11 protein-coding genes and 1 pseudogene are annotated in these 16,774 nt (G+C 47.3%); 4 read left to right on the top strand and 8 right to left on the bottom strand.

Annotation, left to right across the window (positions count from 1 at the left end; genetic code table 11):
• Nucleotides 1–34: 34 nt before the first annotated feature.
• The 3 genes from B5F83_RS03450 to B5F83_RS03440 form a co-directional block, all read right to left on the bottom strand.
• The gene (locus tag B5F83_RS03450) at nucleotides 35–1,093 is read right to left on the bottom strand and encodes an AraC family transcriptional regulator (RefSeq protein WP_087276790.1); all 1,059 of its coding nucleotides are present in this window, start codon (nucleotides 1,091–1,093) and stop codon (nucleotides 35–37) included.
• An 85-nt stretch (nucleotides 1,094–1,178) separates the two neighbouring features.
• Entirely contained in the window at nucleotides 1,179–2,117 is a 939-nt protein-coding gene (locus tag B5F83_RS03445) for an ORF6N domain-containing protein (RefSeq protein ID WP_087276793.1), read from the bottom strand.
• Between the two features lie 10 nt (nucleotides 2,118–2,127).
• Nucleotides 2,128–2,421, bottom strand: coding sequence for a helix-turn-helix transcriptional regulator (locus B5F83_RS03440; protein ID WP_087276535.1), 294 nt, complete (start codon nucleotides 2,419–2,421; stop codon nucleotides 2,128–2,130).
• 347 nt (nucleotides 2,422–2,768) lie between these two features.
• Between B5F83_RS03440 and B5F83_RS10825 the strand changes: the two are divergent.
• The 4 genes and pseudogenes from B5F83_RS10825 to B5F83_RS03420 all read left to right on the top strand — a co-directional run.
• Nucleotides 2,769–2,885, top strand: a pseudogene (locus B5F83_RS10825) (cyclophilin-like fold protein); the annotation flags it as partial.
• A 178-nt stretch (nucleotides 2,886–3,063) separates the two neighbouring features.
• On the top strand, nucleotides 3,064–4,923 hold the full coding sequence (locus B5F83_RS03430; protein WP_087276541.1) for a methylmalonyl-CoA mutase family protein: 1,860 nt from the start codon (nucleotides 3,064–3,066) through the stop codon (nucleotides 4,921–4,923).
• 17 nt (nucleotides 4,924–4,940) lie between these two features.
• On the top strand, nucleotides 4,941–7,064 hold the full coding sequence (scpA, locus tag B5F83_RS03425) for a methylmalonyl-CoA mutase (protein ID WP_087276544.1): 2,124 nt from the start codon (nucleotides 4,941–4,943) through the stop codon (nucleotides 7,062–7,064).
• A 3-nt stretch (nucleotides 7,065–7,067) separates the two neighbouring features.
• Entirely contained in the window at nucleotides 7,068–8,054 is a 987-nt protein-coding gene (locus B5F83_RS03420; protein ID WP_239383813.1) for a deoxyhypusine synthase family protein, read from the top strand.
• Between the two features lie 173 nt (nucleotides 8,055–8,227).
• Here B5F83_RS03420 and B5F83_RS03415 read toward each other — a convergent pair whose 3' ends face one another.
• From B5F83_RS03415 to B5F83_RS03395, 5 genes are read right to left on the bottom strand one after another with little or no spacing between them, the layout of a single operon-like run.
• Nucleotides 8,228–9,673: an Ig-like domain-containing protein gene (locus B5F83_RS03415; RefSeq protein ID WP_087276550.1), complete on the bottom strand. Its 1,446-nt coding sequence runs from the start codon at nucleotides 9,671–9,673 to the stop codon at nucleotides 8,228–8,230.
• Between the two features lie 24 nt (nucleotides 9,674–9,697).
• Nucleotides 9,698–11,191, bottom strand: a complete 1,494-nt coding sequence (locus tag B5F83_RS03410; protein WP_087276553.1) for a BACON domain-containing protein — start codon at nucleotides 11,189–11,191, stop codon at nucleotides 9,698–9,700.
• Nucleotides 11,192–11,207: 16 nt separating this feature from the next.
• Nucleotides 11,208–13,370: a BACON domain-containing carbohydrate-binding protein gene (locus B5F83_RS03405; protein ID WP_087276556.1), complete on the bottom strand. Its 2,163-nt coding sequence runs from the start codon at nucleotides 13,368–13,370 to the stop codon at nucleotides 11,208–11,210.
• Nucleotides 13,367–15,361, bottom strand: a complete 1,995-nt coding sequence (locus tag B5F83_RS03400) for a hypothetical protein (protein ID WP_143822446.1) — start codon at nucleotides 15,359–15,361, stop codon at nucleotides 13,367–13,369. Before B5F83_RS03400 ends, B5F83_RS03405 begins: the two co-directional genes overlap by 4 nt.
• A gap of 47 nt (nucleotides 15,362–15,408) precedes the next feature.
• Nucleotides 15,409–16,743 carry an Ig-like domain-containing protein gene (locus B5F83_RS03395; protein ID WP_087276563.1) on the bottom strand — a complete coding sequence of 445 codons (1,335 nt, stop codon included), beginning with the start codon at nucleotides 16,741–16,743 and terminating at the stop codon, nucleotides 15,409–15,411.
• Nucleotides 16,744–16,774 lie beyond the last annotated feature (31 nt).

The raw sequence follows: 16,774 nt of genomic DNA, 5'->3' as shown, positions 1-16,774 counted from the left end.
TTAGTCAATAGAAAATTCTGGTTTTATCATAAAATTACTCCATATTGGCTTTTCTCCACTTGGCCGGTGTGTATCCTTCTTTCTTGGTAAAAGATTTGATGAAGTAACTACGGGATAAGAAGCCTGATGATTCAGCCAATTTCTGCACACTCATTTCGGGATGTCCCTTCAGTAGTTTTTTGGCGTATTCCAGTCTTAGTCCGGTTATCCATTCACAGAATGAGACCTTATATTTCTCCTTTATATAAGCAATCAGATATGTTCTGTTTGTATCGAGCATTTGTGTCAAATCCTGTATGGTTAGCCCCGGCTGCGTGTAACCGTTACGCTCCAGCCATGGAATCAGATTGTTCTCGATGTTTTCAAAATATTTAGGCAATTCCTTTTCTGATTCAGCCTTTACTTCTTCAACCGGTTCATTTCCTATCTCCAAAGTACGTTCAACCTGTTCATAAAATATCATATAGTTCTGGTAAGAATAAAACAGGTAGCTGTAGAACGGTATCGATGACAGAATCCAGATGTAAACATATTTATCCGGAAGGAATGTCAATAGTCCGCATCCGACACCGAAGATAATAGCCCAGTAAGTGAATATGGAAAGCCATTTGATATACGCGTCGATGTCATCCGCTTGAGTGTCTTTAAAAATCCGGATCGCCTTATTATAAGCCCGAAGAAGTCTGCAAGCCAGAACCAATCCATAAATGACCAGCCAAGCAGCCAGAACCAGCAATGCAACCGTCTGGAAGATTCCTTTCGGCAGTAGCAGCAATACAATACAGGAAAGAATAGAATATATAATCCAAAGACTGATATGTGTGCATAATCGACGTTTCGTTATGTAAAAACGGTCTAACAGAATTGTGAGTGCCGAACTGAAAAGCCAGTAACACAGGAAGTAGGTCGAAAGGTTCATCAGAATGGCAGCATCGGCGTTCTTGAACCGGATTCCGAAAAAGAAATGCACCGAATAATTGGCGGCAAGCAGCAGCAACGCTATCCCTATGATCCGACGGGAGCGCAGATAATTTCCGAAAATGACTTTTTCCGGTATTTTAGCCAACAAAAAATAAAAGCCGAAGAACAGCATCAACGGCAACGCAATGAAAAGCGAAAATTCGTATATTGTATAATCCATTATTACCTTGTTGTTTTAAAACCAATTTGCACATTGGCTAATCCTTGATTCTATTGATGATTTCTGAGACCGGAATGTCACGCATAAGCGTGAACCCGAACCACTTTTTGCCCAAATCCTTAATCGATGCCCCGATGTGGTACACTTCGTCGTCTATAAGCAGAAAACGGTCATGCGCTTTGTTGAACCGCTCTATCCTGACTGGCGGATATTGAGCGTTGTGACGGTCAACATCCAGTTGGAACCGGTCGCTTACACGTTGTGTGTAGATAGTGGCAGTCACTCCTTTTTCCCTTTTGTCGAGCAGGGTCAGTACCGTATCATCCACATAGTTGTCAATCAGCGCAATGGTGCGTTTTGCCTTTCGTATCAAGTCAGATACAAAACGGTAAGCGTCAAACACCTGCCCGTCGTAGAATATACCCTGCATGGGAGGAATATTGGCTTCCAGTCGTTTGAACACCTCGTCGATGCGCTTGTCCGTCACCTCCTGATGCCGTTTCATTTCAAGCTGATGATATTCTATCGTTTCAAGCCGTTGGAACAGTTGGGAATTGGTAGCGATGAAACGGCGCATGGACACAAAGGCTCTCATGATGCGGATGTTCACTTCCACCGCAGTCTGTGATTTCAAGACGGAGCTAAGCATGGCGATACCTTGTTCGGTGAAAGCATAAGGCAACCTTCTGTCGCCACCCCAACTTGAAGTCACATTTTGTGATTTCAAGATTTCTACATCTTCTTTGTCCAGTTGAAACATGAAGTCGTCAGGAAATCGCTCGATATTACGTTTTACTGCCTGATTCAATGCTCTGGTTTCCACACCATACAACAAAGCCAAATCCCTGTCAATAATAACTTGCTGACCTCTGATTACTCGAATCATCGGCTGTATATCGGCAGCCATAGGTAACTGGTCGCAATTTGCGACCGGTTCATTTGCCTTGTCCTCTATCTTTTCCCTGTCTTTAGCCATACCTCTTTTACTACTTAATTTCATTCAGGTTTTTGATAATCTCAATGCCCAATGCGTTTTCAATCTTGCAGATGGTTTCCAACGACATATTCTTTTTCCCTTTCAACACCTTGGATATGTACTGCTGGGTGCAGCCCATCTTTCCGGCAAGCATTTTCTGTGTCAAGCCAAGTTCCGACATCCGTTTGAACATGGCGGCGGCAATCCATTGAGAATACTGCGCCCAATCCTTTATATCCTGTTCCATCCTTTGCGCTTCCGGCACCGAAGCAACGGAAAGCGTTTTATCTGCCGTTGTGTCCATTGAAATACATCCTTTTCCTGTCTTGATTGCAAAGGTACAATAATTATCCAGAACCGAACAACCATAGGGTTGTGTTTTTACAGAATAGTTAAATGCTGCATTGCACCTGAATCCAAGATTCAGGAAGTCGATGCATTAGACACCCCCTCTTTCGCATCCATCAGGCAAGTCTGGCAAACATTCCTTTGAGTTCTCATAAATCACCTATGTTGTTTCTGTCTTGTTACTTCAAGAAATAGTAATAAGTGCTATTTGCTGTAATACAGTTGGTTATATCGTTATATAAAGAAAGTCCACCACTGTCTTTTTTTAGGAAGAGGGCATAAAAGCCTGCCGACAGAAAGTTATCGCCCGGAACGATTCAGACATGAGACTCGATGTTATACGGCTCGTCCTGCGCCGTACTGTTCTGCAAAACGTTTTCCTCGGGCTATAGTTATACACGTTTAGGACGGATAGGCAACATAGAAACCATCCATCAAGGTAAAGGAAAAGACATCCTCGAAATTATTATCGATATTTGTCGATTAGTGACATACAATTCTAAGGAATATTTTAAAACTGTCCAAACTGTCAGAAAATTATGTAACTTTGCCGGGATTATTGGGAAAGACAATAAGTTTTTATCTAAAATATTAAAAAATGGCAGAGAAATTATTTGCTGAATTTCCTCCTGTAACCACCCAAGAGTGGGAGGAGGTCATCAACAGGGATCTCAAAGGCGCTGACTACAACAAGAAACTCGTCTGGAAGACAGGTGAAGGTTTCGAAGTACGTCCTTATTACCGCGCCGAAGATCTTCAGGAGGTAAAACACCTCGGCACCCAGCCGGGTGAATTCCCTTATGTCCGCGGTACGAAAGAAGACAACCGCTGGCTCATACGTCAGGATTTCTGCGTATGCGAAGGCTATGACAAGGCAAACGCACACGCCCTCGACGCACTCATGAAAGGGGCCGACTCAATCGGCTTCATCATGAAGGGAGAGGTTTCGGATGCCGATATGGCCGCCCTCCTGAACGGGATAGAACTTTCCGCTGTAGAAGTCAATTTCGTTTCACTTTGCACTGAAGCCCCTGAAACCATCAGGCGCTTCATATCATACGTGGAATCGAAAGGTTACGCCAAGGATGCCATCAGGGCTTCCTTCGATTTCGACCCTATCAGGACACTCAACACCAAAGGTTATTTCTGCAACGACAACGTTTTCGAAACGGCAGCCGAGTGCATAAGGCTTGTCAAAGACTATAAAGGAATAAGGGTAATCGGAGTAAGGCCATACGTTTTCAACGATGCCGGAGCATCCATCACCCAGGAACTCGGATTCGGCCTCGCAATGGGAGTCGAATACATGGACAGGCTGACCGACCTCGGAATAGAGGCTGAAGAAGCCGCCCGCCGCATCAAATTCACTTTCGCCGTAAGTTCCAACTATTTCATGGAAATAGCCAAATTCCGTGCGGCACGCATGCTCTGGGCCAACATCGTCAAAGATTACGGCGTAGAATGCGGATGTGCGATGAAGATGAGGATACACGCGGTTACAAGCGCATGGAACCAGACTGTATACGATGCATACGTGAACATGCTCCGCGACACTACCGAAGCGATGAGCGCCACAATAGCCGGCGTAGATTCGCTCGAAGTGCTCCCGTTCGACCATGCTTTCCAGAAGCCTGACGAATTCAGCTCGCATATCGCACGCAACGTGCAGAACATACTGAAGGAAGAAAGCCACTTCGACAAGGTAGTTGACCCGGCCGCAGGTTCCTATTATATAGAAACCCTTACTGCTTCCATAGCGAAAGTCGCCTGGGACATCTTCAAAAAGACCATCGATGAAGGCGGTTACATCGAAGCCTTCAAGTCCGGGCACGTACAGAAAGAAATCAAGGCCGTTTCGGCAGACCGCGACAAGAAATTCGAAACACGCCGCGCGACAATCCTCGGCACCAACCAGTACCCTAACTTCCTCGAGAAAATCCATGACGGCATCGCCCTCGAAACCGTAAAACGCGGGGCTGTGAAACCGGAAATCAACAGGCCTCAGATTGCCGAGCCTCTGGAAAAATACCGTGCGGCACAGCCGTTCGAGGAATTGCGCTATTCGACCGACAAGAGCGGAAAACAGCCTATGGCCTTCATGCTCACTTTCGGAAACCTCGCAATGTGCAGGGCAAGGGCGCAGTTCGCTTGCAACTTCTTCGCTGTAGCCGGATTCAAAGTTGTCGACAACAACCGCTTCTCGACTATCGAGGAAGGTGTCAAAGCCGCCATCGAGGCCAAGGCCGACATAGTGGTTGCCTGCTCTTCAGATGAAGAATATCCGGAGGCCGTTCCTCAGATTGCTGAAAAATTAGGGGACAAGGCGCTTCTCGTAGTTGCCGGAGGCGAAAACGAAGAACTCATCGCCAAAGGCATCACCCATTTTATCAACGTAAAATGCAACGTTCTCGAAACGCTCAAACAGTATCAGGCAAAAATGGGCATCAAAGAGCTTTAATTTAAAAGGAAAAAGAGATGAAACCGAATTTTAAAGATATCGAATTCAGCAACAAAAGTTGCGCTCACGCCAATACGGCCGAGGCTTCCGTATGGAACACTCCGGAGCAAATCCCAGTGAAGCCGCTTTACACAGCAGCCGACCTTGAGGGCATGGAGCACCTCAACTACGCGGCCGGCATACCTCCGTACCTCCGCGGACCTTATTCCACAATGTATGTCCAGAAACCTTGGACCATCCGCCAGTACGCGGGATTCTCCACGGCCGAGGAATCCAATGCCTTCTACCGCAGGAACCTTGCCGCCGGCCAGAAAGGACTTTCGGTGGCATTCGACCTTGCGACACACCGCGGATACGATGCGGACCACCCGAGGGTAGTGGGCGATGTCGGCAAAGCCGGAGTAAGCATTTGCAGTGTCGAGGACATGAAAGTGCTCTTCGACCAGATTCCTCTCAACAAGATGTCCGTTTCAATGACTATGAACGGCGCCGTGCTTCCTATCATGGCATTCTACATTGTGGCGGGACTCGAGCAGGGAGCGAAACTCGAAGAGATGGCAGGTACCATCCAGAACGACATCCTCAAGGAATTCATGGTACGTAACACCTATATTTATCCTCCTGAATTTTCCATGAGAATCATAGGCGACATCTTCGCCTATACCTCCAAATACATGCCTAAGTTCAACTCGATATCCATTTCCGGTTACCACATGCAGGAAGCCGGAGCTACCTGCGACATCGAAATGGCATATACCCTTGCCGACGGTCTCGAATACCTCCGCACCGGTATCAAGGCAGGCATAGACGTGGACGCATTCGCCCCGAGGCTTTCGTTCTTCTGGGCAATCGGAATGAACCATTTCATGGAAATAGCGAAAATGCGTGCAGCCCGCATGCTCTGGGCGAAGATTGTGAAACAGTTCAATCCTAAGAACCCTAAATCGCTTTCTCTCCGTACGCACTGCCAGACTTCGGGATGGTCTCTTACGGAACAGGATCCGTTCAACAACGTGGCACGTACCTGCATAGAGGCAATGGGAGCCGCCCTCGGACACACCCAGTCGCTGCACACCAACGCACTGGACGAGGCTATAGCTCTTCCTACAGACTTCTCCGCACGTATAGCCCGCAACACCCAGATATACATCCAGGAGGAAACCAATGTATGCCGCAGCCTCGACCCATGGGCCGGCTCATACTATGTGGAATCCCTCACCAATGACATAGCCCACAGGGCTTGGGAGCACATCCAGGAAGTCGAAAAACTCGGCGGTATGGCAAAGGCTATCGAAACAGGTATTCCTAAACTCCGTATCGAAGAGGCAGCGGCACGCAAACAGGCAAGAATCGACTCCGGCCAGGACACTATCGTAGGCATCAACAAATACCGTCTCGACCATGAAGACCCTATCGAAGTGCTTACCATTGACAACACGGCTGTCCGCGAAAGCCAGATCAAGAGACTCAAGGAGCTTCGTGCAAAACGTAACAATGACGCTGTACAGAAAGCCCTCGATGCCATTACAAAATGCGTGGAGACCGGCGAAGGCAACCTCCTCGAACTTGCAGTGGAAGCTGCCAAGGTAAGGGCGAGCCTCGGCGAAATCTCCGATGCATGCGAAAAAGTAGTAGGACGTTACAAAGCAACCATCCGTATGAACACAGGCGTTTATTCATCAGAAGTACATAACGACAGCGAATTCGAGAAGGCAAAGGCAATGGTTGCCGAATTTGCGAAGAAAGAAGGCCGCCAGCCTCGTATAATGATTGCGAAACTCGGACAGGACGGCCACGACCGCGGAGCCAAAGTCGTTGCGACAGGTTATGCGGACTGCGGTTTCGATGTGGATATGGGACCTCTGTTCCAAACTCCGGAAGAAGCTGCAAAACAGGCTGTAGAGAATGATGTACACGTAGTGGGCGTATCTTCACTCGCCGCCGGCCACCTTACACTCGTTCCTCAGATTATCGATGAGCTCAAGAAACTCGGACGTGAAGATATCATAGTCGTTGTCGGAGGTGTCATTCCTCCTCAGGATTACGATGCCCTCTACAAAGCGGGAGCAGCGGCAATCTTCGGCCCTGGAACCCCTATCAGCTATGCTGTAATCAAGATGATGGAACTTCTCAACAGATAATAAATGATTGACATTATGGATAAAGGCCCTATTTCACAATTCATACTCCACCATTACCGCCACTTCAATTCGGCGGCATTGGTGGATGCGGCCAAAGCCTTCGACGAGCACATGAACAAAGGCGGGAAAATGATGCTTGCGATGGCCGGAGCCATGAGTACGGCGGAGCTCGGACTCTCGCTTGCCGAGATGATACGCCAGGACAAGTTCCAGATAGTCTCCTGCTCGGCCAACAACCTTGAGGAAGACATCATGAACCTTGTCGCCCATTCTCATTATTACAGGGTTCCGGGTTACAGAGACCTTACTCCCGCACAGGAGAAAGAGCTTCTCGACAACCACATGAACCGTGTAACCGATACCTGCATTCCTGAAGAAGAAGCGTTCCGCCGCCTGGAACACCATCTGCTCGATGTATGGAAAGACATGCAGGCAAAGGGGGAAAGGCTGCTTCCTTACGAAGTCATGTACAGGTTGCTCCGCAGCGGTGTCCTTGAACAGTATTATGAAATCGACCCTAAGGACAGCTGGGTGCTTGCCGCCTGCGAAAAGAACATTCCGATAGTCGTTCCTGCCTGGGAAGACAGCACGACGGGAAACATCTTTGCGGCACACTGCATCAAAGGCGAACTCGATCCGCATATCATCAAGAACGGAATCGAAACCATGATGTTCCTTACCGACTGGTATAAGAAGAATTCAGGCGGAGAAGGAGTCGGATTCTACCAAATCGGCGGAGGTACGGCGGGAGACTTCCCAATCTGTGTCGTACCTATGATGGAACAGGATTTGGGATGGACCGGCACACCTCTGTGGAAATATTTCTGCCAGATTTCCGACAGCACCACCTCGTATGGTTCTTATTCAGGGGCTGTTCCCAATGAGAAAATCACATGGGGCAAACTCGATGTGGACACTCCGCGTTTCATCGTAGAGTCCGATGCCACAATCGTGGCTCCGCTGATGTTCGCATACATCCTTGGCTGGTAAAAGCCACGCATGCGGAAATACTGCCGCGGAACATTTCCGCTATGCGGGAAATACATAAACAAAAGCACACGTACCGGCTTTCAAACGCAAAACCCTGGCGTGTGCTTTTGTCATTGATAATCTTTCGGTTCAAACCTGACAGTCTGTCGGTTTGAAGACTACAGCCAAATATCTTATTCGTTGGTGAATTCTTCGCTGAACATGAGCTCCGTCCCTATCCCGCCTTCATTGTCGATGCCATAGGCATAGATGACAAAAGTCTCACCTTTCGCCAAATTCGTAAAGGTAAATTCGTCAGAACCGCAAGAACACCAGCTTGAATAGAACCCGTTGGCATCCGCTATCAGTCCGTCCGAAATATATCCCTCTATCAAGGCTTCGATTCCGGCTATTATTTCCTCTTCCGTCGCATCTGCTGAAGTCTTGCTGAAATAATACCTGACCATTTTGTCCGATGGGACAGTTACTACCTTTATCTGATTCAGAACTATGCCGCCGAGCCGGAACTCTACCGAGAATTCCGAAAGATCCCCGCTTTCTGGACTGTGGACGGTTTCATAATAAACATCCGTCACAAATTCACCCGTATCAGGATCTACACCCACACCTATCATATAATAATCGGAATCCGGTATCATCCTCGTATATGGGAAAATCTGCTTTTCTTTCCAGCATAGCGTGTTGAGTGCCTCCGCCACACTCATCTCCATATATACTACAAGTTCATTGACAGTCGCTCTGAAATCTTCATATAACGTTCCGTTGACCATTTCATCGGCACCACCGTATCGCCAATTGACGACAGATTCATCCAATATGATGAAATAATACATTCCCATATCTTCACCTGGGGTTACCGTCACGTTGACTCCGAGCGAATCCGTAAATTCCGGCTCGTAAAGGAACAATGCATCGGCCTGAGGTTCCTGTGTTTTGAATTCCTCGGTGACTATTCCGGAGGTCACGGTAAAATCAGCATCCATTCCTACGGCATACAGCACGTATCCAGTCCCTGCCGAAAGTCCCGTCAGGGTATATTCCGAAGAACCGGATTTCAGCATGCCGGAAAGATATTCGGAAGAGTCGACTCCCATATCGGCAGCGGAAGAACGGATATTCTCAATTTCGTCATTGACAAACTCGGATTCTGAAGCGAAAGCCGAAAATCTTTCTTTCGTGACAGCCCCCGTCAAATAAGTGGCATTTTCCGGATCGGCAGTTATCCTGTAATCGACATCGTACAGACCGGACCCAAGTACTTCCAATGCAATATCAAGTTCATCTCCGCCCTGCCCGTTTTCAGATACGGTAACGATACATACAGCCGATTTTCCGCCGATGGCGGCAGTTATCTCCGTTTCACCGACGGCTTTTGCCGTAACTGTCCCATCCTGGGTGACATCGGCCGTTTCGGGATTGCTGCTTGACCAAACGACGGTACCTTCGGCATTTTCCGGTAAGACAGAAACAGAAAGTACGCGCTCTTCACCTATTGCGAGAGAAAGGCTTTCCGGTTCGACCACGACACTATCCACTTGAACGGACACGTTTTTTTCACAGCCTGCTATTGCCAGGCAGGCTGCGAAGGCAACAAAAAGAAACGTTCTTACAGTTTTCATATCGGATTTATCTTCTTCTTATTACTATTTTAAACTTACAAAATCATCTCCTCGGTCCGTCCCGGCCGGCGCCAAAGCAGCTCCGCCTGTGCGCACCATCGACATAGGGAACCTCGGAATAAGTACAATATCGGAAACAATCTCATATCCCGTAGAGTACTGGCCGACATATCCCATACCGTCCGGAGTGACCGAAGAACCTTCGAACATGAATGGAACCGCAGTTATTACGGTAGAACCGTTTTCACCGTATTCCGCACGTGCAATCTCATCGCCGGTCTGCGCGGCTATCTTCGTATCGGCAGCAGGGGTCATGTCATACATTGCGAAAAAATACAAATCACACGGACGTCCTGTGCCGGTGGTCGCATTGGAAACATACGTGCTCCTGAACGAAAGGGCGCCAGTTTCACTGTCGAAATATACCGGAACTTTAAAATTGCCCCAGATTCCATCCCATCCCTGCATATAAAAAATCTCGTCTACGACAGCCGCACTTATCGAAATATTCCATTTGGCACCCGCATTGGAGCCCGTGATTGACCATTCGCCAATCCATGAATTGTATTCCTGTGAACCTTCTCCTGAAACGGAATCCTCTATAACATGAGTCTCCCTCGTCATTGCGCCGAATGTTCCAAGAGAACTTTCCGCGACTATGCACACCTGGAATTCCTGACCGAGCTCGAAACCGCCGAACACTATCTTTCCTTCGGAATCTTCATCGTCCCGCGAAAACACATAGTCCGCGGTCGTGCCCGTTGTAAGTCTCTCATATATCTCACTGTCAGGGCGGTTGAAACCTGAAGGATTGATTATCAGCATCCTGTAATCAGTAGCATTGCTAAGGTATTCAACATCTACCGCCAGAAGATATTCCAACCCCTGGGGATAACATTCGTATGTATATGAAACTTTCGGATCAGAATATTTTTCCTGTATTATATGCACGACAGCATAGAAATCCTCACCGTCATACACCGTGATTGCACCTGCGCGCGAATTGTTTTCCGTATTCGCCGCAATATCGGCCATAATGACCGTCCCTTTCTCTACGAACGGGTCTATCCAGTCCACATCGCTATCCACTGACAGTCCCGACAGTGATTCCACATAGCCTATGGCGATTCTTGAAATACCGCAATCGACTGGTATCTCCTTAGGCAAAGCGTCGTCCGGCGTGTCACCGGCAGCGAACTGGACAACCTCCACAGTCAAGGATTCATTGCCGCAAACAATCTCCAATGAAACGTTTCTCTGGTTTTCGTCCGTATTTGCGAATACTTCTATAACGACAACATCGCCATCGACAGATGCCTTGCACCAGTCTTCCGATACAGGGGAAACCGAAAGGACATTGTCACCCGCATTGAAAACCGTAAGAGACTTTGAACCGGCATCCGCAGTAAAATAAACCGTATCATCCGTTATATACGGAACCGCGGCCTCTTCCCTTTCGCAAGATTGGAAAATAAGTCCGGACAATAAAAACATTAAATACAATATCTTCTTATTCATTTCTTAATGTCGTATTTTATAAAAATTCGAATTCGGAAGGATCCGCCGCCCCTTCCCTACGGAGAATTTCAGTCTTCCTGATTACACGGCCATAATTGCCCTCGCTGTCTACGGCTACGGAAACGATAGCGAATTCATAATCCCATGTAACAAAGAAATAATGTGTCGGAGATGAGAATCCGTGCCTGTTAAGATACTCTATCACATCGTCATCACTGTATAGCGAAGGATCGGCCCACTCTGCTGCCAGCAAGGCATATCCGAATGATGCCACATCACCTTCGGTGGACACGGCAACCGGAAGAACCGCATAGGCCTCATATCCTCCGAAATCATCAGGGTACAACTCTGCCAAATCGGCACCGTTCCAATACTTGTCATACAATACGGTTACGGAACAATCGCTTGTGACGGCATCGGCGGTAGTATAAATCCGTGAGAATACCATCGGACGCGAATATTCGCCGGAAGAATTAAGCTGAATAGCATATAACTTATATGCCGTCGCCGGTACAAGATTTCCGAAAGTCTTTTCCCTGTAACCATTCACGGCCAGATAAACCTCTACATACTCTGCAAGAGTGCCTACTGCCCCGAGGGAAATATACAGATCCGCCTCTTGCTGTATTGCGGCCTTAATGTCATCTTCTTCCAAGGAAGCGTCCACCAGATCCCAACAATACGGAATTTCATTGTCGGAAGGGGTAACGGAAGCCGTTATGGAACGGGCTTCTATTTCCTTCGCTTCAAATATGAAAGTCATCGGAGGGACCGTAGGATCTTCGGACGTTTCGAATATGAGATTGTATGCATCAGTTACCATCTCGCCGTTCATGTCGAGTCCCACGCAGTATGCCATCTGGGAAGTTTCCGGCTCAAGGTCATCGAAAGAAATTTCCTGACTCCCCGTATAAGCGTAACCTTCGATATAATCTTGAATCGAAACGCCATTTTCCGCCAATCCGTCGATTATGGAAGTCAGCAGGCCCTGCATGCTTTCGTTGGAAAATGCTCCGTAAAGCAATGTGAAGACATCGGGATCAATCAGACCGCATATATATGGAACGTCGTTGTCCGAAGGCACTACTGTCACTACAGCGGAATTGTGTGTCGCCTCTGCCGACAACGAGAATGTGCAGTCAACACGGTTGATTGCGTTTGTCTCGAAATATTCCTTGCATACAACGGTAAGATAATCCAGACTGTCCGTAACTCCGTATCCATAACAATAGTATTCGGTATCAGGAGCAAGGTCTTCAAACACAAGGGACTTGTTGCCTTGCTTGAGGAAAATCCACATCGCTTCCGTTATGGTCAGATCGTAACTTAAAGCATATTGCTGAATAAGTGCAAGATCGGACATGAAAATATCATAATCGCTTCCGAGGGCGTCTATGTACTCTTTCAAATTCACGAAAACCACATACGTCATATAAATCGGGTCCGTAGGTGCTACGGAAACCTTTGCGCCGCGTACACCTGTGCTGTCCACGGTAATTTCAAGTCTTTCCGAAGTCAGGCTTGCCTGGTCTACCGAAACCGATACGGGCTCGGCCGTCCCGTATTCGAATCTAAGGGTTGCAGAACGCGGAACATCCGAAATGTTGGGTTCGGCAACTATTGATACCGTATTTTCCGAAACCTCCGACACACTCAGCCATTCTTCCGAAGGGATGACAGACACCATGCCGCTTTCATCGGAAGCATTGAAAACCGCATACTGCAAATCATAATCGCCGCCAAGGACAGGAACGGAAAGAGTGTCAGGTGAGATAAGTGTCAAAATGGGCTCTTTTCCTGTCCCTCCAGTCTCCGCCGTCTGGATGACTTTTACGGAATCCTTATCTCCGGTCACCGAATAACCGACGGTTATCGAGGTTTCCCTTTGGCTTCCGCTGTCATTTTCCTCCACGATGAAACTCACCTTTCCATACTCGCCGCAATACAGACCTTTTATCCAATCCGCACCGCATTCCGCATAGACGGAACCGCGTGAAGCAAAATTCTCTATTGTATAAGATATCGTATATTCACCGCCCGCATAATCGGCTATGATATCAGACCCGTCTTCTATACGAAAAATTTCATTCGCCGCCGGTTCATCCGTACACGATGGTATAAGAACGGATAAAAGCGATACGACGGTCAAAAACTGAAATGAATGCAATAATTTTCTCATATGCTTGTACCTTTACTTGCCTGTCCAATGTCCGTTTTCTCTATCTTTCTGTTTATTGTTACAGTGACAGCCTCATTCTCCAAATCTGCCGAATAAGGCTTTACCGATGCACCGGCCGACATTATGCCCGGATCGAAATCACTGACAGGAGAAACCCCGTCTTCGGTAATGGTATGCTTGGCCCTGAATATCGGACCAAAATTCCCTTCCTTGTCATAAGCGACTCCAAGATATGTGAACTCTCCGTAGCTTAACCAATAAGGCGAAGGCTGGGACTCACCCATCTCCAACAGTTCGCCCAAAATGATATCGTCCGGATAAGTCTGGATGTCGGTTATATCGCCGTGGGAAGCCAGATAATAATAACCTTCCGCAGATTCATTTACCGTGATTATGCTCGGTACCAAAGCCATTCCCGGAACACCCGGGATCGAAGGATACTGGGCATTCACTTCCTGGGAATCGAAATACTTGTCGAAAGTGACCTCTATTGCAGCATCGGACAATTTTTCCTCTAAAGTGGTGAAAGTATCCCCGAACATGATATCGGTAGCATAATCGCCGTCTTCCGTTATACCGAAAGAGTATAGCACGTACTCCGTATCACTCTCAAGCGTATTGTATTCATATGCATCGTTTCCCCTTAATGCAAGCAGGTTGGCCATGAAATCATTGAAATCGGAAGCCTGTCCAGCTTCGATATAGGAGTCTGCAGTATTCTTGATTATCTGTTTTACATAATCGGCATCTGTGCCAGCAGGTACCACATCATAAAAGTATTTGACTGTATTGTCCGAAGGGTAAGTTTCGACGTATGCTCCGCGTGAGGTTATCCGGCTGATCTTGTATGAAACCGTAAGTTTTGAAGCATCTCCCGGCTTTCCAGTCCAAAAGGCCTCATAACCTGCCTTGGAGACCACCATGCCTTCATAATCCAAAGCGGCTGCGAATACTACATACTCGGTTTCAGGTTGCAGATTGCCGAAATCGTAAGTGTCTTCATCGAACGAACCGAGCTTTTCGATTACATACTCAGGAGAAAAACCGAAAGAAGCGTATTCCGCAAAAATATCGGCTATAAAGTCCGATACGAATTCATCAGGTTCTTTGCTGCGGAAATCATAACCCTCCGTCAAATCGAAATAGAAGGGGATTTCAGGATCCGATGCCTTTATCTTTGCATGGGCTACAAATCCTTCGCATTGTATATCGAACGTAAAAGTCACGTCTATTAGCTCAATCACATCCGTCATGAAACAGGCTTTGCATATATCGGTAAGCCTTTCGCCGTAAATATCCGTCCCGTATACATAAAAATAATATTCCTGCCCTTCTTCGAGGCCGACGACCTGTATGTCTTTCTCGCCTACCGATCCGAAACGCATCAATACTTCGGACAAGGATATGCCGTATGCTTTGGAATAATCGTTGAAATACTCAAGATCATACCTGTAAAGACTTTCATCATCACCGAGTTCATCCACCAATGCCTTCGGCCTCGACAGCGCGATATACCTCATTTCTGAATCGGCCGGCTTTACATGGGCTGTCACCGATACAGCCGTAGGATTTATATCCGAAATTGTAAAATGCTCACTTACAACCGGCTCGTTTTTTTCGGCTCCATCCTGAATAATCGTGACTACAAGGTCCTCCGCTCCGGGATATGCAATCACCACTTCTCCTTCGCGCGAATCTTCTAAAGTATTTTCCAGAACGGAAAACGCTATGACACCTTCGGTTTCCACATCAAACCCTTTAATCCATACGCTTTCTTCCGTTGAAACGGTTATCTCTCCGGAAGCCGGATTAATAAGAGAATAATTTATGACAGTATCACAACGGGAAGCCGGAACGTACATACTGTCCGCCGACTGCAATTCAAGTATGGGATCATCAACGGCAGGTTCTACCGGGGAACACGAAGAAAACATAAAAAACAAAGGCAATGCCGCCATCATAAGGACGGCATTGCTTGAAAAGTAATTCATTTTCATTTATTTCTCTCGAAAAAAAACAATCTGATTACGCTAATTTATTATTTGAAACGGAGTTTCATGACCGCTACCACATTGGATGATTGCATCCTGCTATAAGTAGTGGGGGCGCCCGCAACGAAAGCCCAGGCATAAGTCGCATCCGATTCAATGCAGCTCCATACCATTATAGGCAGATTTCCCGAACCGTTGGCAGAGAGAGTAGCATTTACCGCACTGCTCTGGGAATACAGTTCTTCAAGTTCCACCAATGTCGGAAGATACCATAAGTCGCCTTTGCCCCTGCACCATTGCATGGCAGGATAGTTACCGATCTCTCCCGCGTTTTCAATATCGTCGGTTACAGATTTGCCATCGGCCAGCTCGACATCGGTACATTTCAGTTCCAGATCGTATAAAGAATACTGTCTATAGATATTTTCTACCATGGAAACCACTTTTATGAAATCTTCACCCACTTGAAAAACAACACCTTTGCCGTATTGCGGTACATCGAACAACTCACCTACGGTCCAGTCCGTCTTGATATCGGCTATAGGGTCATCACCCGAATCCGCTCCGCTCACTTTTACAGAACATACCGCAGTACGCTGGCCTGCAGCCGCTACAATAGTCGCACTGCCTACGGCTACGCCGGTAACTACTCCATCGTCACTTACCGTTGCAATGGCATTGTCGGAAGACGACCATGTAACAGTCTTGTCTTCAGCATTTTCTGGAAGGACAGTCGCCGTAAGCGTGAAGGTTTCGCCGATTTTTATTTCGATTGATTCTTCACTGACAGTGACAGATTCGACAGGGATGGACGCAGAAGACACTGTAACATCGCAGGTAGCCGTTACCCCGCCTGCTTCCGCAGTGATTGTCGCCTTGCCTTCAGATAAGGCGGACACATTCCCCTCATCATCCACGGACACGATTTCGGAAGCCGAAGACGACCAGGTCACAGTCAGCCCGGAAGCTTCTTCGGGAAGGACTGTTGCCTCGAGCCTGAAAGTCTCCCCTACTACAAGTTCCGCTTCCGTCTTGTTCAACTCCACAGATTCCACTTCAATATCCTTTTCATTTACCGTTACGGTACATTCATCCGTTACACCATCGCAATCAGCGGTAATCACGGCATCGCCGGCCGCTACGGCAGTCAAAACACCTTCCTCAACAGTTACTATCGCTTCATCGGATGAAGACCACACTACAGACTTGTTCTCGGCATTTTCCGGGACATATCCGACACTCAGGGTATCTTTGTCCCCTACGGTCATAACGACATTGTCCGGAGTTACCGCTATGGATTCGACAAGTACCTTTTCCGGCTCATTTTCTTTGCATGCGGCCAATAGCAATATCGACATTGCCGCCATTAAAAACCTTTTCATCGTATCATTGTTTACAATTAATTAATAATCA

Source organism: Muribaculum sp. An289 (genome assembly GCF_002159555.1).
Lineage (GTDB): Bacteria > Bacteroidota > Bacteroidia > Bacteroidales > UBA932 > Merdivivens > Merdivivens faecigallinarum.
The sequence above is the reverse complement of the archived record's forward strand: the minus strand, read 5'-3'. Positions and strand labels throughout refer to the sequence as shown.